Below are 23,073 nucleotides of genomic sequence, written 5' to 3'. Positions count from 1 at the left end.
GCTCGATCTGCACCGATCCAGCCTGCGCTAAAGCGATGCGAAAGGTATGGTCTGAGGGTTTTCCCCAGGCGGTGGAACGCTCCAGGGCTGGTGGAGCAAAGGTGTAAATAGCCCAGGGTTTGATACCCAGGGTTTCCACGTAGAACTTCATGGCTCCCTCTAAATCCCGCACCACATAGGCTACCTGAATGAGATCACCTTCCTGCATACGCACACCTCCTTAAGGATTACACTTTAACACGTTTTCGTTCCCGCCGGGTGTAAAAAGAGTTTGCCACCATGATGGCTAAAAGCATACTTCCATAAATGAGACCTCGGGCATAGGGGGTGATGGCAAAGAGGGTAAAGGTGCTAGAAAGCGATTGAAGGAGAAGGATACTCAAAAGAACCCCACTAATTTTTCCTACGCCCCCATCCGGAGTAATCCCTCCCATAACCGAAACAAGAATAGCCTGCAAAAGATAGGTATCACCGTAGCCGACTCTGGCTGAATTCACCCGAGAAATGAGCACGATCGCCGAAACTCCGCACATGAAACCACCCAGTAAATAGGTGAACACAATGGTTTTCGTAACCCGAACCCCAGAAAAGAGTGCAGCCACGTAATTGCTCCCCACCAGGTATACGCTTTTTCCCCAGACCGTTCGTTCCAGGGCAAGTCCAACCCCAATGAAGACCAAAATCATGAGAAGAAGCGGGGCTGGAATCCCCATCAAGCGAGCATTACCGAAAACCATGAATGCGTCTGGGAAACCCACCACTCCCCGGCCACCGGTGATGGCCATTCCGATACCCGAATAGAGGAGCATGGTGCCGATGGTGGCGAGCATCGGGGGAACTCGGATAAACCCAACGAGCACTCCGTTAAGCATCCCACAGATGAGCCCCACCAAAAGTGCAGTCAGAACAGCGAGAAAAATGACCATACCCACCCCAAGGCGCTCAAGAAGCGACGCATTGGTCAAAAGGAGAGCCGCCAGAATTCCCGAAAGGTTCATATTACCGATAACGGAGAGGTCAATGCCCCCAGTCAACATGGCTAATGACATCGCCAGAGCCAGAAAACCAAACTCGGGAATTTGAAAGCCCATAGAAACAATGTTCCGGGTGTTGAAAAAACTCCCACCCAAACTCAGCGCGATAACCAAAAGCACAAGACTGAAAGCCGCAAGAAGAATTATCGTGTTTACCGATATCCGCATGCGAAACACCCTACGAGAAAATTAAATTCCGTTCGTTCTCCCTCTTATTCCGATACGAAGTCACGCCTACACTGAGGAGAATGATGATCCCAATAAAAAAATCATTCCACGACGATGACAATCCAATGAGAATGAGGGTGGTATTCAAAATGGACACAATGAGTACCCCTAGAACCGTTCCAAGGACCGTTCCGCTCCCACCAGTGAGCTTAGCCCCTCCGAGTACCGCCGCAGCGATGATGCTCAGTTCCTGTCCCACCAGGGAAATGGGGTTCAAAGAGCGCACTTCAGCGGCATAGACAATCCCCATCAACCCCGCCAGAAACCCAATATAAGAGTAGGCAAAATATCGCAAAAAGGCAATGTTAAGACCGGCTCTCTGTGCAGCGACTGGGCTACTCCCCAGAGCATAGATACTGCGCCCCAGTAAGGTATAGTTCAGGATGAACCAGGTCAGGAAAACAGCTATGGTCACAGGAATAAGAAAGGGTGTCAATCCTGCCGCACCTCCTGAAGCCAGGGGTATGGCAAAAAGGGGTCGGGTTCCAAAGCGGACGATGGTTTTGGGCATCTGGGCAACGGGGATGAACTTGGTACCAAAAACCACCGACAAAACTCCGATAAAAATATTCTGGGTACCCAACGTCACAATGAGAGGTCGAAGCTGAAACCGATGTACCAGCACTCCGTTCACAAAACCTAAAAATAGTCCAATTATCGCCGACATCACGAATGCCAAAAGAAGATGGTCCACTTTGTAAACTAGCATGAACCGGATGGTAGTATAACCACTGAAGATGGCAATCGCGGTGAAGGAAACGTCAATTCCTCCAGAAATGAGCACCACCAGAATTCCCATGGCCAGAATCATCATTCCCGCACTACTTTTGACCACGTCGAAGATGTTATCCAGCGATAGAAAAACTGGATTGACCAGAGTCACAAAAACACAGTAGGCAACGAGAATGAAAAGAAGAACCGTTTCCTGTTTTTTTAGCGCCTCTTGGAGCAAAAACCGTTTTCTCCCCACTTCATATCCTTCCTTCGACGAGGTCTCTTAACATCTCTTCGCTTGTTTTCTGAACATCGAGAATGCTCACCACTCTCCCATCTCGCATGACCACCACCCGGTTACAGTTGTGGTAAATCTCCGAAACTTCATCAGAAATGAGGAGTACCGCAATACCGCTGCGGGCCAGATTCTGGATGATCTCGTAGATTTCCGCTTTCGAGCCTACGTCGATACCCACCGTGGGGCTATCGAGAATAAAAAGCTTGGGGTTGGTAACCAGCCACTTTCCTAGCACCACCCGCTGCTGGTTTCCTCCTGATAACGCTTCCGCAACAGTATCAAGGGATGGAGCCTTGATGTGGAGTTCTGCAAAGATTCGTTGGCTTTCTCTTTGGGCCTTCACGAAATCGATGGCCAAAAAGCGTTTTAAGCGTTCCAAAATTGAGGAAATCAGATTTTCCATGATGGGTTTGGTGCGAAAAAGACCCTGAACATGACGGTCTTCAGGCAACAGTACGATACCCATCTCTCGAGCCTGGGCCGGGCTTTCGATAACCACTTCTTTCCCCTGATAGATGACCTTCCCAGAATGGGGCCGATTGAGTCCAAAAAGAGAAAGGGCAAGCTCTGTCCGACCAGCTCCTAAGGGTCCGATAAGTCCCACAATCTCTCCTTCCCGGATACAAAAGGAAATATCGGTAAAATGGGGCTTTCGAGAGAGATTATGCAACTCTAGAACACATGGACGTTCTTTCTCCGGTGGGGTAAACTGCTTGTACTGGATTTCCCTCCCTGTCATATAGAATGATAGCTTCCGTTCATCCAGCTCCTGGGATTTGAAATCCCCAATCTTTACTCCATCACGGATGACCGTGATCACATCAGCAATGCGAAAGACTTCGTCGAGCTTATGGCTCACAAATATGGAGGAAATTCCTCGCCCTTTCAATTCCATGATGGTTTGCAGCAAGGTATCGATTTCTTTCCGGGTCAAAGCGGTGGTGGGTTCGTCAAAGACAAGTAACCGAGCATCAAGCGCCAAGGCCCGAGCAATGGCCACGATTTGCCGCTGACTCATGGATAAGTTACTGACCCGCTCCCTAAGGTCAATGGACACTCCCAGACGCTCTAACTCTTCTTCAGCTCTCCGGAGGTACTCCTTCCGGTTTACAATCCAGCCCGACCGTTCTACCAGCCAGTTGAACATCACGTTCTCTCCCACGGTAAGGTCCGGAAAAAGGGAAAGGTCCTGATAGATGACCTGAATCCCTTCTCTCATGGCCTGGGGAACGGTAAGACCTCTGTAGGAATTACCATTCACGGTAATGGTCCCACTATCCGGCGAATCTACCCCGGAAATGATACGAATTAGTGTGGATTTCCCCGAGCCATTTTCCCCTACCAGACAGTGAACTTCCCCATGGCGGACTTCCATGCTCACATCCTTCAGGGCCTGTACGCCGGGGAAGGTCTTATTAATACGTTCAAGCTTTAAAATGACCCGAGAGTCTGGCATATTCACTCCCTCTGCACCCCAGTTCCCATCCCACATGGTGGGAACTGGGGTAATTGAGGCCACAAACTCAGAATGGATACTCGTCTACGTTGTCCTTGGTCAATACCAGCGGTGCATTTCCATAAATAATGCCATCTTCGGTAACCGTGACACTTTCGTAACCAGGTTTACCTAAATTCATCCCGGTTTCGATGGGTTCACCCTTCAGGATTTTGTAGGCGATCATAGCGCAGACATATCCAGCATCAAAGGGTCTCCAGCACTGACCCTGGCGAAGGGCACCAGACTCAAGGTAGGCCTTCCCCGTGGAGGGAAGTGAAAGCCCCACCACAGCGATTTTGTTCTGCAATCCCAATTCTTCCACCGCCTGAGCTTGCATGATGGTGGAAGATACCGAACACCCAAACATTCCCTTAATGTTAGGGTAAGCACGCAACAACTCTTTGGCCCTCTGGTAGGCAACCTGTTCAGTGTTAAAGTCTTCCACCGGTTCCTTAAGAACAAACTTCATCTTCGGATACTTCTCCTCTACGTATTTGCGACCGGCTCCGTACCACTGCATATGGGTTTGCATGGTCAAAGCACCCACCATCCCCACGTACTCTCCCTCGTAGTTCATCTCCCGGGCCAGGGTTTCAAACATGAGTACCCCAAAATCTTCATTCCGGAAGGCTTCCATGTCGTAATCCACAATTCCTTTGAGTTCTTCTGCTTCATGGCTTATTACTACAATCCCAGCGGCTTTCGCTTTTTGAATCACCGGAATCATGGCCTTGGGGTCATTGGGAACCACGAGTATAGCATCCACACCCTTAGCAATCAGGTCCTCAAACATCTGTACCTGTTTGGCCGGGTCTCCGCCCTCTGGGGCAATCTGGTAGGCAGTCACATCAGGATGTTCCTTACCGAAAGCTTCCACCCCAGCACGCATATCATCAAACCAGGCAATACCTTCGTGTTTAGCCACCATGACAATCTCGTACTTCTTCTCCTGAGCAAAAAGAGAAGCATTCAACCCAAAAACAAGAACAAGCACCACCACTACTCCCAACCAGGACAGCTTTTTCATCATCCTACCCCCTTTCGGCATTCCTTGGAACGCCGCCGATTACTTGCCACCTATACTATCTGAGCGACCCCCCCTTGTCAATAGTTTCGTAACAAAGTATCATGTGTATTTGCTCAAATGTACGAGACTTGTCACGAAAAAGTCGAAAGCAGTCCTGGTTGCGCTTTGAGAAATAAGCAATAAAGCAATATCAAAGTTCAGAAAATAGCTAAACCACCGAGCCCCGTACCAAAAAAGAAGAAAATTTCACCCTTGCCTGGCCAATGTATGAGAAAACGTTCATCCTCAAAAGAAACGAATCTTTCTTTACCCGACGCCCCAAAAAGACAACCAATAAGAAACTTTTCACGGTCAGGAATCAAAAGTAAAAAAACCTGGAATCGTACGTTTTCTAACCAAGTTATGTTCAGCATAGCCAATAGAAAGGCAAATGGGGAAATCGCATTAGCAAGGAGAGTAATACAGCTAAGAAGAAACGCCTTACAAAATGCTTTTTTCGTCACGTTCAGCACCTCGTGTTTGCAAAGGCTCGAAGCCCGACCCAAACCGTCAGAAAACCAGAAAAGACTATAAGGATTTTACCATCGTTTCATCAAAACCCTATTGCTTGAGATCAAAAAGGCATGTGCTCCAGGAAAACGTTCTTTGGATAGACTGTATTCTTCAAATCGATGGTAAAATCTAAAACGACAAAAATGAACACCGCTCGTAACGAGGCAATTCCTGTCTTTCACGAGATTGCAACGCAAAACTGGAATTGACCGCGGTTACTCTCTTAAAGAGAAATCTCTTTTGGGAATAATCTTTGGTAATATAAAATATACTTTCCATAGAAGGAAAAATCGTGTCGTGCGCTGCTTTTATTGAAGATAAGGAGGGGTTGCACTATAAGCCAAGGGAAAACAAATTCGAAATCGGACTTTTTCGGTTTAGTCCGCATTGTCGGTAGTAGCAATTTACTCCAAGAGTTATTGGATGCTTTTTGCAAAACCACCGGCCTTTATACCGCCATCCAAAGCATAGATGGGGAACTCATCATGCCGGCACCCCCAGAGAATTTTTGTCTTTTTTGTCGACGAATGTTTTTTTCTCCAGAAGGTCATACACGATGCATGAAATCTGGTATTGAAGGAGCCCTCAAAGCTTTTCAAGCTGGGAGCCCTTTTATCTACCATTGTCATGCAGGTTTAGTTGACATTGCTGTTCCTATCGTTGTAGAGGGATTACACATTGGTTCGGTCGTTTGTGGCCAAATTTTACTCAAAAGCCCTGACGAACGATACAGGGCGCGGGTACGAAAATGCCTCGCTCTTTTTCCAGAGACCTTCATAGAGGAACAGGTTCAAGCGTTGGATAAAGTACCTATTTTAGACCTGCCCAAAGTAAAAGCCATTGCACGGCTGCTTCACGCAATCGCCGACAAAGTGGTTAATTTAGTCGTTCAGAGTATAAGAGAAAAAGAGCGCAACGCTCGCAACGTTCAAAAAATTGACGAAATGAAGGCAATGCTTCTTCTTGAAAAACGCATTAAAAACGCAGAAATTCGTTTGAAAGAGACAGAATTGAAGGCTCTCGAAGCACAAATCAACCCTCATTTTCTCTACAATGCGTTAGATTCCATTCAATGGTTGGCAACCCTGCACGGAGCAAAAGACATCCAAAAAGTGGTATATGCCTTAGGCAAATTATTGCGTTACAGCCTGGATCGCAAGGGTGGCATTGTTACTCTTCGCGAGGAGCTTGAACATGTGGAAAACTATCTTTTGATTCAAAAAATACGATATGGCGATAAAATATCTTACGTTATTAATGTCCAACCAACGATACTCAGTTTTCCTTTTCCCAAGTTCGTTTTGCAACCGCTCGTCGAGAACGCCATTGAGCATGGAATCGAACCCAAGGGCGTGTCTGGTACAATCACCATTTCCGGGTGGTTGGAAGAAGAAAGTAAGGCCGTACTTGAAATATCAGATAACGGGATCGGAATGTCAGACGCTTTACAAAGATCCCTAATGATAAAGAAGGAATGCGAAGAAGAGGAATTGATTAGCAGAGACCATACCACTCAACGCCGCCGCATTGGTTTGGTGAATATTCAAAAACGAATGGCCTATTATTATGGGAGTAAGTACCAATTTGCCATAGAGAGTATTAAAAATGTGGGTACCACGATTCGACTTTGTATCCCTTTCGCCTTGAGGCGAGGCGGATGGATCGATGGGTAAAACTATCTCTATTCTTGTTGCCGACGATGAAGAGCTGGTGCGGAGAGGTATTCGGTACCTTTTGGCCGACTCGAGAGACTATAAAGTGATTGGTGAAGCTGAAAACGGTCATGATTTAATAGACAAAATAATAGCGCTCCGACCTCAAGCAATCATTCTGGATGTGAGGATGCCAATTATGGATGGGCTAACGGCCCTCGAAAAAATCAAAGTTTCCTTTCCCGAAGTCAAGGTAGTCATTCTGAGCGGGTACAACGACTTCCAATTGCTCAAAAAAGCGATACAATTAGGGGTAACAGATTACCTTTTGAAACCGTGCAATCCGGAGGAACTCCATAGAGTCCTCGAAAAAGTGCGGTCAAGTCTTCTGCGAGAAGAACAAGCTCGCTTGGAACGAAAAAAGTTAGAAATCAGAGTGAAGAACTGCTCGTCCGCGTTTTTAGAAAAAACCTTTCATCAACTCATCAAAAACGAGCTTTCGCCTCTGGATTTCAAGAGAAGAATAAAACTGCTCAATATAAAAACCGAAGAGGCGATCGTGCTCGTTGCGACTATCTATGATTCCTATCAAGTTTTATCTATGGATACACGGCGCTACAGGAGCTTCTGCTCTAAAGTGGAAAACAACATTCGATCTATCCTTGAGCAAATGGGAGGCAAAACGATGTCAATCTTTCAGGAGGATAACGGTACTTTTGTAACTATCCTTTCTCCTCCCTTCCCCAGTTCTATGCCTCTTTTTACGCACATTCTTTGTGATGAGCTGCAGAAGAGAGTGTCTCAGGTTTTTTTAGTAGCTTACAGTGACCGAGTGACACTCTTTAATCTTGACAAAGCGTACCAACAAGCAATGAATTCTTTAAGACCAAAAATCTTTTTAGTTTCCATGGAAACACAGGAATCACCATTGCCCATAATAACCTTCTTCCCGGAAGAAGTGTGGAGGAATTTACTCCATTATGTCCGGCTCGGTAATAAATCCATGGTAATGCAAAAATTAACAGAAGTTTTTGACTGTTTAGACAGAAATCGTGGTGATCCCCCTCAATATGCTCAACTAACATTTTACGTAGCCGCGATGGCATTCCGTTTTGCTCTCGAAGAGAAGGTACCCATACCAAATGCCCTCAACCCTTTTATACGGAGCAGGGAAATTGAAAAGCTCCACACTCGGGACGATCTTTTCATCTGGCTCCAGAAATACCTTGAAGCCATCCTCGAAGTGTTTCAGAAAAACAATATCGGCTCTTCTGTCGTCGTACGCAGGTGTCTTCAATTCCTCGACCAACATTGCTGTGAGAACATGAGCCTGACAAAACTTGCCCATGTGGTTGACTTAAGCCCCGCGTATTTGAGTTTCTTAATTAAGCAAGAAACGGGGAAAACGTTTTCCCAACACCTCGCCGAAAGAAGAATGGCTATAGCCCGAAAGCTTCTCTGTCAAGGAAATTTCAGTGTATCGGAGGTTGCAAATCGTGTGGGATCCGAAAATGTCCGTTACTTCAGCGAGGTGTTCCGTAAGTTTGAAGGCATGACTCCGCAGCAATTTCGCAAAGGAAAAAATTGTTTTTCAAAAAATCAAAAAATTTCTGACAAAATCAAAAGATAACCTCGTTTTCTTCGCTCTTTCCTCCTTACTATACTAAAACACGGAGTTTTGATTCTCCTGTGTTTTTCTGGTACTTCTTGGGAGTCCTGAGCCTGGGCTCAGAAGGAGGAACGCTCATCATGGTTATTGGAGTGCCCAGAGAGATTAAGGATCATGAGTACCGGGTCGCGATGACACCAGCGGGCGTTATGGCTCTCTCAAAGAAAGGACACCGAGTAATCATTGAGAGAGGCGCAGGACTGGGTAGTGGTTTTTCAGACCATGACTTTGTCCGTTCAGGAGCTTCGATTGTCGAGAAAAGAGAGCTTTTTGAAAACGCCGAGTTAGTTCTAAAAGTAAAAGAACCTTTGCCAGAAGAACTTGATTTCCTGCGTCCCAACCAAATCCTTTTCACGTATTTACATTTGGCCTCCAACAAAGCTCTCACCGAAGCCCTCGTAGATAGCCGAATTATTGGTGTTGCGTATGAAACAGTGGAAGAACATAAACGCCTTGTGCTGTTAGAACCAATGAGCGAGGTAGCGGGTCGGGCTTCAGTGTTAATTGGCGCCCTCCTTCTCTCTAAGTTTTACGGTGGAGAAGGAGTATTGATAAGTGGTGTTCCAGGAGTACCACCGGCAAAGGTGGTCATTCTTGGCGGTGGAACAGTAGGATTAAATGCAGCAAAATTAGCCGCTGGCCTTCGTTCACACGTGGTCATATTTGAAATTGACGAAGAGAGAATGCGACAGCTTGAAAACATTCTGCCTCCCAACGTTTCCTTCCGTAAAACCTCAGAGTACGACCTCACAGAGGAGTTGACTGATTGTGATCTTTTGATTGGGGCAGTTCTTCTTCCCGGCGCAAAAACACCGAAATTGGTGACGAAAGAGATGGTCGCTACCATGAGAAAGGGATCCGTCATCGTCGATGTTTCCATCGACCAGGGTGGCTGTGTAGAGACCTCTTTACCCACTACCCATGAAAAACCAACGTATGAAATGCATGGTATCATCCACTACTGTGTTACGAACATTCCTGGCATCTACCCCCGTACCTCTACTCTCGCTCTATGCCAATCAACACTTCCCTACGTTATGAAGATTGCAACGCATGGGGAAGAAATCTTCAAAATTGACCGAGCTCTGGCTAAAGGGGTAAACGTGTACAAGGGGGTTCTCACGAATCGTGCAGTCGCAGAAGCACATCACTTGCCTTACCAAGCGTTGGAAGAGGTTATTTGAGAGATCAGAATCAATGTGTTTGGGACAAAAATCTCGAGAAATAAGAAGGGAGTGAAAAAGATGGGAAGAACACCTTCTGATTTTCGTTATGACACTGGTCCAGCAAAGGTTCCCTGGGCCGCAGTAGGTGAAAACTACAATGCGGATGACGTTATTGAACTGGTTCGATTTCTTCTGCAGAAGAACACCGATGGCTACGATGAAGCCTTTGAAGAAACGAAAAAAGCAATTTACCGGCTCAGCAACTTTAGCAAGGCTCCCGGAAAACTCTCTTTGGGAGCAAAGGTACTCGAGCTTGAGGAAACGGTGAAAAATTACTTAGGAGTAAAGTATTGTGCTTTTCTCACCAATGCAACGGCCGGCTTTGAAATCGCTTACAAATACGCCAACTTAGGACCGGGGGATGAGGTCATAGCCCCTGCAATCACATTCATTGCAACCATTGCCTATCCTCTCTCGGTTGGTGCCAAGGTCGTATTTGCCGATGTCGATCCACGTTCCATCAATATGGATCCCGCGGATGTGGAACGAAAAATTACTAAACGGACCAAGGTCATTATTCCCGTCCACATTGGTGGTTGGCCAGTGGATATGGATCCTATCATTGAATTAGCGGAAAAACACAATCTCGTGGTCATCGAAGACGCAGCGCACGCTTTCGGTGCAGAGTACAAGGGGCGAAAAATCGGCACCATTGGCCATTTTGGCGTTTTTAGCTTTCACGAGGTAAAAAACATCACCTCATTTGGAGAGGGTGGTGTCATCTGTACCAATCTCCCCATTGGTGAGCATTTTGGAAAATGCCGTTTTTTGGGCCTCGATTTGAGTCGAAAAATCAAAAATTGGTTGTATGACGTGATCGCCCTGGATGGCAAATATGGTCCCTTTGTTGCGGGCAATAGTTCTTCAACAGAAATACAAGCGGTTGGACTTTTACAACAAATGAAACGCCTGGATGCTGTCATTTCGGAAAGGCGCCACAATGCTGAATATTTAGTGGAAAGGTTCAGAGCAAATGACGCAATTATTCTCCCCCCTATGGATACCATTGAGACCCGTTCCGCACACCATTTGTTCCTGCTCCAAATTGATCCCAGAAAAGCCGGGGGAGACGTGCAAACTTTGAAACAGAAACTGAACGAAAAAGGTATTACCAATATTCCCCACTTTGCACCCCTTTATAAATTTGAAGTCGTGAAAAGAATGGGATATCCGATAGAAGAAATCGAAGCCAGTTGTCCGGCAACCGAAGAAGTTTTTAACCACCGTTTTACCCATCTTCCGTTGTACGGCCTTAATGAAGAACAAATGCAATACATGGCCGATGGGGTACTCGAAGCCGTCTCCGAAATGCAACGTGGTGTGTAAATAAGGAGAGGTGGGATGGTCGTCACACCGACGATAAAGTCGGGACTAAAACAAGGAGGTGTTCGGTATGAAGAAAATCGGGTTTGGTTTGGTGACGGTGATCCTCTGTTTAGGTCTTGTGTGGACAGTGGGAGCAAAAGACGTTGAAATTGCTGTCATTCCCCTTTCTCTAGGACATCCTTGGTGGGTTCGATGTGAAGAGGGAGCAAAAAAAGCGGCTCAAGATCTCGGTATCAAAGTTGTTTTTACGGCACCGGAACGCGAAGACGCAGCCCGTCAACTTGACTTTTTTAAAGACCAGGTAAATCGGGGCGTTGATGCGATTGTCTTAGCTGCTGTAGATGCCGAAGCAATGGCGAAGCCGATATCAGATGCCATTAAAAAGGGTATCCCCGTTTTTGGTTTCGATATCGGTGCCCCTGGAACGGAGGTGATTTGGACTGCATCTGGTTGGGAACCAACCCAGAGTGGGATCAACATTGGAAAAGGGCTAGCAGAAGAAATAGGATACAAAGGGAAAGTAGCCATTTTGACCGGCGGTTTAGGTTCGCCGTTCTTAGCCAAAAGACAACAAGCCATAGAGAAGGTGCTGAGCGAATATCCTGAAATCAGCATCGTGGGAGTTTTTGCGAATGATAATGATTACGAAAAAGCACTCAGCCAGTGTGAGTCAATCCTCCAGGCCCATCCTGATCTTGCCGGTTTTGCCAGCACCGTTACGACCGGTGTCCCTGCCGCCGTGCAGGCATTAGTGAATGCCGGCTTAGCGGGGAAGGTCGCTGTTTGGGGTGTTGCACTTCCAAAACAAAACGCAGAAGCAGTGAAGAAAGGCTGGGTGAAAGGAGCGTTGGCGCTCGACCCAGCTCAAATGACGTATCTCGGCGTTCAAATTGCCTACAATTACTTAATCAGCAAATCTCTCCCCGAGCCCGGACAGGATTTCGGTTGGGCAGGCGTCCCGGTTACGATACCGGAAGAACGCTTCTCATACGTTCCTGATACTCTGTTAACCCCGGAGAACGTCGACATATTTGATTTTTGAGCATGAGGTTAGCGTGTAAGGGAAACATTAGACCTCCCTTACACGCTCCACGCTTATGGCAAACATCATGATCGCGTTCGACCACATTTCAAAAAGCTTTCCCGGTGTACAAGCACTCAACGATGTGTCTTTTTCAATTGCAAAGGGCGAGGTCCACGGCTTGGTCGGTGAAAACGGGGCAGGAAAAAGTACTCTCATCAAGATATTGTCGGGGATAATCACCGATTACGAGGGGCGGGTTTTTATCGATGGCCAAGCTGTGGCATTCCGTTCGCCCCACCATGCTCAGAGTTTGGGTGTCGCAACGATTTTTCAAGAGCTCACCATGATTCGAGAACTCCCTGTTTTTGAAAACATTTTCTTGGGCAGAGAACCAGTGCTTCGAGGAGGCATAATCGATCGGAACTCTATGCGTGAGCAAAGTCAAAAGGTTTTGCGTTATTTGGACTCAACGATCCACCCGGATGACCTCGTTGGGCGGCTTTCGATTGCTAATCAACAAATAGTGGAAATCTGCAAGGCATTGGTTCTCAACGCCAAAGTCATCGTCATGGATGAACCGACCTCATCCTTGACGGAGCACGAGGTGGAACAACTCTTCTCGCTTATTCAACGTCTTAAAGATTCAGGAATCACTGTCATTTACGTGTCACACAAAATAGAGGAAATATTCCGCATTTGCGATATGATTACAGTGCTCAGAGACGGGAAGTACATCGGGTCAGTTCAAAAGAATGCCTCCAATCCTGACGAAGTCATCCGAATGATGGTAGGTCGCTCAATGAACGAACGTTTTCCCTTTCGGGAGAGAAAACGGGGACAAAAACTTCTGGAGGTACGGAATCTCTCGCGAAAAGGCGAATTTGAAGAAGTCAGTTTTTCCCTTTACCAGGGAGAAATTGTCGGTTTCGCAGGATTAATAGGAGCTGGTAGAACTGAACTAGCTCGAACCCTTTTTGGAGCCACGTACCCACATGCTGGAGAAATTCAGGTGAAACAAAGAATATTCCCCGGATTTTCAAACCCTCGAGAAGCTTTTCAAGCTGGAATCGCCTATCTTCCTGAAGATCGAAAAGGAGAGGGTTTGGTACTGTGTCTTCCTGTACGAGAAAATATTGCTCTCTCAATCTTGCGTAGGCTCTCTTCCCGCTTGTGGGTTGACCGTCAAACCGAGTCAAGGGTAGTTGACCGATTCATCAAAGACTTGCAAATCAAGGTGTACCATCCAGACCAGATAGTGGAAACCCTCTCTGGAGGGAATCAACAAAAAGTTGTTATATCAAAACTCCTTGCGACAAAATCCGAAATTTTCATTTTTGACGAACCGACCCGTGGCATCGATGTGGGGGCCAAATACGAAATCTATAAAATCATGAACGACCTCACCCAGGAGGGAAAGGGTATAATCTTTATTTCGTCAGAGCTTCCCGAAATCATGGGAATCTCGGATCGCATATACTGTATGAGGGGTGGACGCCTAGTGAAAGAATTTCGGCGGGAAGAAGTAACCCCAGAAAAAATCATGTATATTCTTACCGGAGGAAGGGAGCAATGACTGGAAAAAGAATCGTTCTTTGGCATCTATTCGACAGGGCCAAGTTTCGTGAACTTCCTATTTTGCTCTACATTCTTCTTATGGTTGTGTTCTTCTCGTTCACTACATCTGGTTTTTGGGCTGTGAGAAATTTTGAGAATCTCTCCAGACAAATTGCGGTGGTGGGAATCATCTCTACAGGTATGACGCTTGTAATCCTCACCGGTGGAATCGATCTTTCTGTAGGCTCAATCCTTGCCTTTTCGATCAGCATTGGTGGAGCAGGAATTCCTCAAGGGAGGCCAATCTGGCTGATTTACCCCCTGATTCTCTTCCTTGGAACTATACTGGGCTTCACCAATGGTATCCTGATTACCAGGATTTCGGTCCCGGCACTCATCATTACACTCGGTACAATGAATATCTTCCGCGGAATCACTATGGTGATTACTCGAGGAATTTATATTACCCCCATTCCCGCAGCGTACACAATCGTTGGAAGAGGTTACCTCCCTTTCCTCTTCCTCCTGGTCGTTATTTTGGTATTTATGTTTATCACTCTGCGCACCCGTTTCGGAAGAAATATATACGCCATTGGAGGCGGTGAACAGGCAGCTCTCTACTCAGGCGTACCGGTAATAAAATACAAAGTTATCGTCTACACACTCTCCGGATTTCTTTCCGCTTTCGCCGGTCTCATTTTAATTGGTCGAAGTGGTTTTATTCAGCCTCAAGCAGGTGTGGGATATGAGATGAACGCGATCGCAGCAGTGGTGATTGGTGGAACGAGCATCTTTGGGGGCACAGGAAGTATTTTAGGAACCTTTTTTGGTGCGACCTTAATGGGTCTCATTTTGACTGGTCTGACCATGCGAGCAGTCGATCCGTATTGGCAAGGTCTGGTAACCGGCATTCTTGTGGTGTTGGCTATTTCCCTTGACTCGCTACGGCAGATGAGAAGTCACGGTCAACCCTTTGCGGAACGATAGCAGGAGAAACGAACCGATGAGATACGCATTGACCAGCCAGACAAAGATCATTATTGCACTGCTTTTGGTAAACGTGGTCATTATGTTTTCGCTCTCTTTTCTTTCTCCGACCTTTTTGACCTATGGGAATATCTCATCCCTGCTCACTCGAATGAGTGAACTCGGAGTGTTAGCTACGGCAGTGACAGTGACTTTCATTAGCGGTGGCTTTGACCTTTCAATCGGAGCGGTTATGGCTTTGAGTGGTATGATTGCAGGTTATTCCGTACTCTCAGGTCTACCCCTCTTTTTTGCCATTTCCTTCTCGCTTTTAGCGGGGGTGTTGGTCGGCTTGATGAACACTCTGTTCATCATTAAGCTTCGTTTACAACCCTTTGTGGTCACTTTAGCGACGATGACCATGGTGCGTAGCATCGTATACGGGTTTATGCGGGGTAAGACCATCACAGCCTTTCCAGAATCTTTGCTCAGTCTGGGAGACATGTATGTTTTTGGGATTCCCTCTCTGTTTATCATTTTAATCATTTGCGCTGCATTTACCGCTCTCCTCCTAAAAAGAACGATTCTGGGCCGATACATCTTTGCCCTGGGGGGAAATGAACGCACTGCGTTTCTCTCTGGAGTACCAGTGAATACAATAAAGTGTTTTGTGTATATCTTCAGCGGGCTCTTGTCGGCTCTGGCGGGCCTACTCCTAGTGATTCGAATTCGGGCAGCGATTCCTGACGCCGGTTTAAATGCTCCTCTTGAGGTGATCACTGCAGTCGTCATTGGTGGTACATCCATTAAAGGTGGCAAGGGTTCCTTACTCGGTTCGCTTTTGGGTATTTTCGCCATGTTCCTCTTGATTAACGGTTTCAGCCTCTTAGGCTTGAACCCGTTCTGGTCCGTCATCGTATTAGGAATTATCCTCATCGTCGTGGTTGGTCAAGAAGGAATTATGATGCCTCTTATTACTTTTTTTCTTGGGAAAACTCGCCATCGAGTGGATTAGGGGGGATGCAATTGTGATAAGGCGTTTTATCCATAAGGTAGTTCTGGTAACTGGCGCAGGTTCCGGCATCGGTCAGGCCATTGCGGTGCGTTTCGCCCAAGAGGGCGCCATTGTGGGTATTAACTATCATAAAAACAGGGATGGAGCGGAAAAAACCTTAGAAATGGTGTTTACCCAGGGAAGCGAGGGCATGATGCTCCAAGCGGATGTAAGTGTGGCCCGTGAAGTCGACGAAATGGTATCGGCGCTCATTGAAAAATATGGCGTAATCGATGTGTTAGTGAATAACAGTGGAATAGGAAGTCCCTCTTCTCCAGACAGGGTACATGAAATTACAGAGAAAGATTGGGACCGGGTAGTCGAAGTCAATTTAAAAGGATATATGCTCACTGCCAAAGCGGTGCTGCCCCACTTCATTGCTAGAAAGAAAGGATCGATTGTTAACATCGCCTCTATCCGAGGATTATTGGGTAGTCCAATGTTAGCCTCCTATTGTGCCTCAAAGGGGGGAGTAGTTCTTTTAACCAAGGCCATGGCCCTTGATTACGCCAGTCATGGAATCAGGGTGAATTGTATCTGCCCAGGCTTTATCGAGACCGAGATGTTCCGCAACTATCTGAGTCTTCAAAAGGATCCGCATGCCACCCGAGATAAGTTTGCTAAGATGGCCCTAATAAATCGGATTGGACAACCCGAAGAGATTGCCTCAGTATGCGCTTTTTTGGCATCCGATGCTGCTTCGTTCATCACCGGTGTTGCCTTACCGGTTGACGGTGGCTATACTGCAAATGGTGTAAAGGAGATATGACGATGATTTTCAATCAAAAGGTAATTGTAATCACTGGAGCAGGGTCAGGGATCGGGAGAGCGACTGCTCTCCTGTTCGCGTACCGAGGGGGGAAGGTGTGTGTTCTTGACAAAGATTTTATCCGTGCGAAAGAAACCGTGCATTTAATCCAGCAAGAAAATGGTGTGGGCATACCCTTGGAAGTTGACGTCTCGAATTGGGATACGGTCATGGAAGCCGTGAATGCAGTGATAGAACACTTTGGCAGGATTGACGTGCTGGTCAATAATGCTGCTTTAGAATTCAGCGCTGATTTGTGCCATACTCATGAAGAGGAATGGGATAAAATTATGGCGGTCAACCTCAAAGGGTGTTTCCTGGTGGCAAAAGCAGTTTTACCCCTCATGATGCGCCAGCGCAGCGGGGTAATCATCAATATTTCCTCCATTTCTGGTCTTCTCGGATGGCCGAACTCAGCGGTATACTGTGCTTCCAAAGGTGGCGTGATTCAATTGAGTCGTCAGATGGCAGTCGACTATGCACCATACAACATCCGCGTCAATTGCGTGTGTCCTGGTACGACCCTTACCCCGATGATTGAAAGGCTATTCCGCCTGGAACGGGACCGCGAAGAAGCCATGCGAAAGATCGCCGAAATGCATCCCTTGGGGAGGTTTGCCCAACCTGAAGAAATTGCCGAAGCCATTTGTTTTTTGGCTTCTGAAGACGCCTCTTTCGTAACCGGAGCGGTACTGCCGGTCGATGGTGGATACACGGCAAAATAGAGATGATGGGAGGGTTCTTTATGGGAAAGTTGTTTGACCTCACCGGTCCCATTGAGAATGGTCTGTGGGGATACCATGAGTTACCAGGCTTAGAACACATCGTCCCACGTGTCGAGATCAACCATATTGCCTCAATCGACAATAATGGATTTTTTGCCTCAAAGGTGGTGCTGTCAACGATTTCTGGGACCTACCTTGAGGCTGGATCCCATATTCTCAAAGATGGAAAAACTCTAGACCAATATCCGCTTGAACGTTTTTATCTCTCTGCAAAAATTCTCAGGTTACCAACGCAACGAGAAAAAAGCATCATTGGCCGCCAAATTTTAGAAAAAAACACTCCCCCAATTTCTCCAGGCGAGGCACTTTTGATTGACACCGGATGGGGAACACGATGGAATACTCCAGGGTATGTGTTGTCTTGCCCCAATTTTGATGAAGAAGCTCTCCTCTGGATAATTGAACAGAATATAAGCCTTCTCGGCGTCGATGTGCCCTGCATTGAATCCGCCTGGTCAGATGATGAGGAAGGCGAAAAAGGGAGTATGTTAGGTAAGCTTTTCGCTCACGACATTTTACTGCTTGCCCCTCTGATCGGATTGGAGAGGATCTCCTCTCCACGAGGGACGTTAATTTGTTTGCCCATCAACCTCAAAGGAACGTCCGGGGCGCCATGTAGAGCGATTTTTATTGAAAATGATGACCACGTTTGAGGAGGTGAGTGCCTTGTCAGTCCGCTGGGGAATCATTGGGGCAGGAGGAATTGCCCGACGAAGGAGTATTCCAGAAGTTGTGCATTATGCTAAGGAGAGTACCGTCGTTTCAGTAATGGACGTCGAAGAAAGAGTCCTGCGGGAAATAGCGCAAACTTTTTCCATTCCTTACGCGACGACGTCTGTTGAAGAGCTTTTACGGAGTGATTGCGAAGCGGTATACATTGCTTCTCCGGTTTTTGCCCATTCAAAGCAGTGCAAGGACGCCCTCAAAGCAGGGAAACACGTGCTGGTGGAAAAACCGATGGCGATGAAAGTCGAGGAAGCTGAGGAAATCATCGCCCTGGCAGAGGAAAAAAGGCTGAAATTAGGCGTTGCTTTTATGATGCGTTACAATGTCTACCATCGTTTGATTAAAAGGATGATTGGAGAGGGAAAACTCGGAACCGTGGTTGGTGCACGGGCCCAACTCACCTGCTGGTATCCTCCTTTACCCGGGGCATGGCGTCAAAAAAGAGAGCTCGGGGGTGGAGGGTCACTTGCCGACATGGGTTGTCACTGTATCGACCTTTTAGAGTGGTTCCTGGGCGAGGCGCAGGAAGTCATTGCCTCCACTGCTTCCACAGTTCACCCTTATGAAGTCGAAGACACGGCGACGGCTCTGCTCCGTTTTCCAAACGGTGCACAGGGGATAGTCGATACTTTCTTCAACGTTCCCGACGAAGCCTCACGCAATGTCCTCGAAATTTATGGAACCCTTGGTGCGGTACTCTGTCGACGAACCATCGGCCAGGATGGGGGCGGAGAAATGGAAGTCTTTCTCAAAGAAGCGGAGGGAGGGTACAACGCCGCTCAGGTACGGACTGCGGATGGATTTTACAAAGTAAATCTTGACCCCAAACCCCTGTACGCCGAGGAGTTTGACGCCATGAGCGTCTGGATCCAGGGAGGAGAAAAGCCACTCATCCACTCCGAAATCGGTTTGCGAAACCTGAAAGTCGTCGAAGCCGCGTATACCTCTTCCCGTACGAAACGGTGGGTAGAGATACGATGACAAGATGCGAGCATCGATGAACACAGAGCAAGCGTGCGCGTGACTTTGCCACCCATCGGGAGCAGCAAAAACTTTTCCTTTTCCAGAGCTTCCCCAGCGATGTACAACGTTCCTTGGGATATCCAGATTCCTTTAGTGTATCACACTCGATGTTGACCGTTAATCGCCCTCTTAAAATTGCCCGAGAGGATTGTCGTTGTACCAGGATTTTTTCACCATAGGGATGAACGCCGCGAACCGTTATCTATGGCTTTTTTGAAAACGTGTCTCGCGTTCTTGACGTACAGACGTAGCCCGTAGCCGAGCTTTAAAAAGCTCCATTTTCTTAATCTGGTCAATTGCGCTCGATTTTTTCTCTTTTTTAGCAAACATGTTGAGTCAACACGACTTATTGACCGGTAAAAACCTTTGGGATACACTTTTGGGGTGGTGTCGTCAATGGCAGAAGCGCGCTCCCAGGGTCCTTTGATTTTGGTACCCAAAAGTGACCTTTTGACCCGGCTTTCGGTTCTGGCGATGTCTGCTCGCTACGATAACTCCTGCAGTAGTTCTGGAGGAAGGCGAGAAACCCATCCTTACGGATTGGGAAACTCGCACCTCAGCGGAATATGCCATACGTTCTCTGCGGATGGACGGTGCGTGTCGCTTCTCAAAATCCTCATGACGAACTTCTGTGTCAATGACTGTAAATACTGCCTCAACCGGGTTTCTAACGACGTCCCCCGAGCCATGCTTACCCCTGAAGAAATTGCCACCATCACGGTTGAATTCTACCGCCGCAACTACATCGAGGGTCTTTTCTTGAGTTCCGGAATGCACCGACACCCCGATGCAACCATGGAGCTGATGATTCGGGCAGTCAAAATTTTGCGCCAGGCGTACCGGTTCCACGGCTACATCCACCTCAAACTCATCCCTGGAACGTCCCGGGAACTCATCGAGGAAGCCTTTCTCCTCGCCGACCGGGTGAGTACCAATATCGAGTTTCCGACCGAAACCTCACTGAGACGACTGAGCCCTCAAAAAACGCTTCCTGAGCTCTACAGGCCCCTGCAGATTGTGCGAGAAATTTACCGAGAGCGGACCCGTAAAGCTCCAGCGTCGACCCAGATGATCGTGGGAGCCACACCAGATACCGACAGAACCATGCTCTCCTTCGCAGAAGTCCTCTATCATAAGCGCTTCGTTCGACGGGTCTACTACTCTGCCTACATCCCGGTTAATCAGGACGAGACCCTTCCAGCCCTGGTTGAACCACCTTTCTTGCGTGAACATCGACTCTACCAGGCGGATTGGCTTCTTCGATTTTACGGATTCACCACGGAGGACCTCTTCGAAGAGGGAGAATATCTCTCCCTTGATACGGATCCCAAAATAGCCTGGGCCCTGAGGCACCCGGAACTCTTTCCGGTTGAAGTGACCACCGCTTCGTACCAAAAGCTCATTCGGGTGCCGGGAATTGGCCCAGTTTCAGGGAAACGAATCCTTCAGGCTCGCCGTTACGGAACCCTCTCGGAAGGGGTATTGCAAAAGCTTGGGGTGGTTCTCAAGCGAGCACGTTACTTCCTCACTCTACGAGGAAAACCCCTTGTCACGCTCTCTGGTTCACGAAGAAAAGCCCTGGAAACGCGGCAACTCTCGCTTTTCCCGGAACTTATGGAAATACCCCATGTCAGTGGTCACCTATGATGGGACATTTGAAGGATTCTTGACCCTTCTGGCCACTCTTTTCCCGAGGGAACGGTCCCTGGAAGGATTACAGGTAGTGAACGAACGACTTAACCCAGAGAACGGTGACTTCTTTGCTGAACCCACCACCACTCAACCTCAACTGGCGCAGGAGTTCTATAGACAGCTTAAGGTCATGCTGCCCCGAGAAATCTTCCTCAAACTTCCGCTCTTTTACCTCTGTGACCAAGCCCTGGTGGAAATTTCCCTCGTTCGGCTTCTCAGAGAGAGCGTACAACAACCTCAGGTCTGGAAAGACCTGACCAATGAACATGTCCTCCATCTTTACCGGGCCGAAAGAGCCTTCCATCGTGAGCATCACCGCTGGTTGGGGCTTCTGCGGTTTGTGGAACTCAAGAATCGTTTTCTCTTTGCCCGTTTCGAACCGTCTTTAAACGTCCTTCCCCGGCTTTATCAGCACTTTGTCCGCCGTTTCCCCAACGAAAATTTTCTCATTTTCGACTCCCGACGAAGGCTCCTCTTTTCCTTTCAAGACAAGCAAACCGCCCTACTGTGGGTGGACGCCATACAACTCGACCCATCCCCTGGAGAAGACCCTTTTTTAACCCTCTGGCAAGCATACATCACCGAAATCGCCGTTCCCGAACGGAAAAGCCATTCCCGACAACGGATGAGGTTACCTCTTCGAGTCAGACCATTTCTAACCGAATTCTGGCCCAAAAACCCATTCCCCTTCCTGTGAAATCCCCTCTCAGGGTTTTAAAGGGGTAAAGTATTTGCCATCGTTCAAAAGTATTTCCTCCTCAGGAAGGAAACTCTCGCCCTAACTTTTCTCCAGAACCCAGGATTAGAAAGAGCCCTATTCAGAGCTTCTTACTCTGCACCGTCTTTGTTTTGGACAGTACCAGGGAGTACTCCCTTTGACGAATCCATCCACCGTTCGCACATCCAGAAGGTTCACAACCGCTCTTCAGAGAAAAATACCCAACTCCTTTCACCCAGGGAAGGTCCTCTTGCGCAAAGAACCGCTCTTTCTGACCATTTTAGTTCGGAAAGGGTTTTACTCTTCCTGAAGCCACCAGTATACTCCTTCCCATCCGTAGTGACCGAGGAGTTCTTTAGCTTCTTTCTCGCTCTCGCAATTGACCGAGATGAGAAGTCCTTCGGGACGAAGCGCGCTTACCACGAGCTCAACCTCTCCTGGAGCACAGTACACGATGATTGCTTTGCTCCTCGACTGGATTTTCTGATAGAGAGGAATCCACTTGGCTACCCCGGTTGTGCTTTCCCCCGCACCAGCGACCCACTGAACGGCGTTCAGTTTAGGAATGTCAAGAATCATCTCCAGGTGGTGGAGGGCTCCCTCTCCGTCCAGGTGGTAAATCGAGTAGTCTAAATAATTGATTTCGTTCACCAATTCCTCCAGGAAGAATTCTCGGTATAGGTCGGTGGAAATCAAGAGCGAGAGGTCATTTTCCACTGGGTAGAACTTCCCTGGCGCCCAGAGGTTAATCCAGGCAGTAGTTCCCTCTTGTTGGCCGAGAATCAGACTGTAGTAAGTCTCCTCATAAACCCTCACCCAGGCGTTCCAGAGGAAAACCATGGCTTTCTTAACCCCCTCCGGGTTATCGACAAGGTCGAGGCAGAGGTTTTGAGGGCTCCCGCGCAAGACCGCCAGAGCATCCATACTGGGGTGGATGTCGGTGGCACCCACAAAGAATTCCCCTCGTGAAATTTCTAAGACCCGAGTAACGAACTCTTTGGTCTTCTGCCAGTACACACCGTCTTCGTGGATGCGCAGTTGGGAGAGATCGGTATAGTCAGTGAGCACAGGGTGACCCCACTTTGCCCAGGAAACTGGGATGACACCCTCCTTGATGAACGAAGGTCCAGTGGAAACGGGTGGAAAGGAATCGGAGAACTCAATTTCGGCCCCTAAGTATGCAGAGAACACATCAGTCCCAAAATTTGGAAAGTAGCAGGGAAACGCCAGACCACCATAGAACGTTGCTCGGAGTATTTCTTGGGCGTTTCGAATGACTTTTTCACTGTCGAATCGTTCTTCCTTACCGACCCAGAGACTTTTCCCAGTGAGGATTTCCAGCGATTGGGGATCGTCCCTAGGAGCAGTCACCCAGAGAGGAATACGATCCAAGAAGTCATTATTCCACCAATAGAGGTAGTACCTCTTGATGGTCTCCCAGGCCTCTTTATTGACCCTTCCTTCTTTTTCTTCCTGCATACTCTTCACCCCCTCAACAA

The 23,073-nt window shown here is 47.7% G+C and carries 20 protein-coding genes; 14 read left to right on the top strand and 6 right to left on the bottom strand.

Annotation, left to right across the window (positions count from 1 at the left end):
- The 5 genes from ABDK92_04565 to ABDK92_04545 all read right to left on the bottom strand — a co-directional run.
- Positions 1-208, bottom strand: a 208-nt coding sequence (locus ABDK92_04565) for a VOC family protein (GenBank protein ID MEN3185896.1), incomplete at its 3' end; no start/stop codon positions are given.
- Between the two features lie 19 nt (positions 209-227).
- Positions 228-1,202, bottom strand: a complete 975-nt coding sequence (locus tag ABDK92_04560) for an ABC transporter permease (GenBank protein ID MEN3185895.1) — start codon at positions 1,200-1,202, stop codon at positions 228-230.
- Positions 1,203-1,212: 10 nt separating this feature from the next.
- Complete coding sequence (locus ABDK92_04555; GenBank protein ID MEN3185894.1) at positions 1,213-2,232, bottom strand: ABC transporter permease; 1,020 nt, start codon at positions 2,230-2,232, stop codon at positions 1,213-1,215.
- A 1-nt stretch (position 2,233) separates the two neighbouring features.
- Positions 2,234-3,730 carry a sugar ABC transporter ATP-binding protein gene (locus ABDK92_04550; protein ID MEN3185893.1) on the bottom strand — a complete coding sequence of 499 codons (1,497 nt, stop codon included), beginning with the start codon at positions 3,728-3,730 and terminating at the stop codon, positions 2,234-2,236.
- Between the two features lie 67 nt (positions 3,731-3,797).
- Complete coding sequence (locus ABDK92_04545; GenBank protein ID MEN3185892.1) at positions 3,798-4,802, bottom strand: autoinducer 2 ABC transporter substrate-binding protein; 1,005 nt, start codon at positions 4,800-4,802, stop codon at positions 3,798-3,800.
- A gap of 860 nt (positions 4,803-5,662) precedes the next feature.
- On the opposite strand from ABDK92_04545, the gene ABDK92_04540 reads away from it, so the two are divergent.
- From ABDK92_04540 to ABDK92_04475, 14 genes are all read left to right on the top strand, one after another.
- The gene (locus ABDK92_04540; protein ID MEN3185891.1) at positions 5,663-7,024 is read left to right on the top strand and encodes a PocR ligand-binding domain-containing protein; all 1,362 of its coding nucleotides are present in this window, start codon (positions 5,663-5,665) and stop codon (positions 7,022-7,024) included.
- Positions 7,017-8,633, top strand: a complete 1,617-nt coding sequence (locus ABDK92_04535) for a response regulator (protein ID MEN3185890.1) — start codon at positions 7,017-7,019, stop codon at positions 8,631-8,633. The genes ABDK92_04540 and ABDK92_04535 overlap by 8 nt, the downstream gene beginning before the upstream one ends.
- 119 nt (positions 8,634-8,752) lie before the next feature.
- On the top strand, positions 8,753-9,856 hold the full coding sequence (gene ald, locus ABDK92_04530) for an alanine dehydrogenase (GenBank protein MEN3185889.1): 1,104 nt from the start codon (positions 8,753-8,755) through the stop codon (positions 9,854-9,856).
- 60 nt (positions 9,857-9,916) lie between these two features.
- A complete protein-coding gene (locus ABDK92_04525) occupies positions 9,917-11,224 on the top strand; it encodes a DegT/DnrJ/EryC1/StrS family aminotransferase (GenBank protein ID MEN3185888.1) in 1,308 nt (435 codons plus the stop codon).
- A gap of 67 nt (positions 11,225-11,291) precedes the next feature.
- Positions 11,292-12,266, top strand: coding sequence for an autoinducer 2 ABC transporter substrate-binding protein (locus ABDK92_04520; GenBank protein MEN3185887.1), 975 nt, complete (start codon positions 11,292-11,294; stop codon positions 12,264-12,266).
- Between the two features lie 55 nt (positions 12,267-12,321).
- Complete coding sequence (locus ABDK92_04515) at positions 12,322-13,821, top strand: sugar ABC transporter ATP-binding protein (protein MEN3185886.1); 1,500 nt, start codon at positions 12,322-12,324, stop codon at positions 13,819-13,821.
- Positions 13,818-14,789, top strand: a complete 972-nt coding sequence (locus tag ABDK92_04510; protein ID MEN3185885.1) for an ABC transporter permease — start codon at positions 13,818-13,820, stop codon at positions 14,787-14,789. Before ABDK92_04515 ends, ABDK92_04510 begins: the two co-directional genes overlap by 4 nt.
- A gap of 16 nt (positions 14,790-14,805) precedes the next feature.
- Positions 14,806-15,783 carry an ABC transporter permease gene (locus ABDK92_04505; GenBank protein MEN3185884.1) on the top strand — a complete coding sequence of 326 codons (978 nt, stop codon included), beginning with the start codon at positions 14,806-14,808 and terminating at the stop codon, positions 15,781-15,783.
- 13 nt (positions 15,784-15,796) lie between these two features.
- Positions 15,797-16,591, top strand: coding sequence for a glucose 1-dehydrogenase (locus ABDK92_04500; protein MEN3185883.1), 795 nt, complete (start codon positions 15,797-15,799; stop codon positions 16,589-16,591).
- Positions 16,592-16,593: 2 nt separating this feature from the next.
- Positions 16,594-17,355 (top strand): SDR family oxidoreductase, encoded by a 762-nt coding sequence (locus ABDK92_04495; protein ID MEN3185882.1) that lies wholly within the window; start codon positions 16,594-16,596, stop codon positions 17,353-17,355.
- Positions 17,356-17,375: 20 nt separating this feature from the next.
- Positions 17,376-18,068, top strand: coding sequence for a cyclase family protein (locus tag ABDK92_04490; protein ID MEN3185881.1), 693 nt, complete (start codon positions 17,376-17,378; stop codon positions 18,066-18,068).
- Between the two features lie 13 nt (positions 18,069-18,081).
- Positions 18,082-19,122 carry a Gfo/Idh/MocA family oxidoreductase gene (locus ABDK92_04485; protein MEN3185880.1) on the top strand — a complete coding sequence of 347 codons (1,041 nt, stop codon included), beginning with the start codon at positions 18,082-18,084 and terminating at the stop codon, positions 19,120-19,122.
- Positions 19,123-19,560: 438 nt separating this feature from the next.
- Positions 19,561-20,811, top strand: coding sequence for a putative DNA modification/repair radical SAM protein (locus ABDK92_04480; protein ID MEN3185879.1), 1,251 nt, complete (start codon positions 19,561-19,563; stop codon positions 20,809-20,811).
- A complete protein-coding gene (locus ABDK92_04475) occupies positions 20,792-21,553 on the top strand; it encodes a TIGR03915 family putative DNA repair protein (GenBank protein ID MEN3185878.1) in 762 nt (253 codons plus the stop codon). Before ABDK92_04480 ends, ABDK92_04475 begins: the two co-directional genes overlap by 20 nt.
- 318 nt (positions 21,554-21,871) lie before the next feature.
- Here the strand turns inward: ABDK92_04475 and ABDK92_04470 are convergent, their stop codons facing one another.
- Positions 21,872-23,053, bottom strand: a complete 1,182-nt coding sequence (locus ABDK92_04470) for a hypothetical protein (protein MEN3185877.1) — start codon at positions 23,051-23,053, stop codon at positions 21,872-21,874.
- Positions 23,054-23,073: the final 20 nt, after the last annotated feature.

The organism is Atribacterota bacterium (assembly GCA_039638595.1).
GTDB lineage: Bacteria > Atribacterota > Atribacteria > Atribacterales > Caldatribacteriaceae > Profundicultor > Profundicultor thermophilus.
Note: the sequence above shows the minus strand (reverse complement) of the source record. Positions and strands in the feature narration are given on the sequence as shown.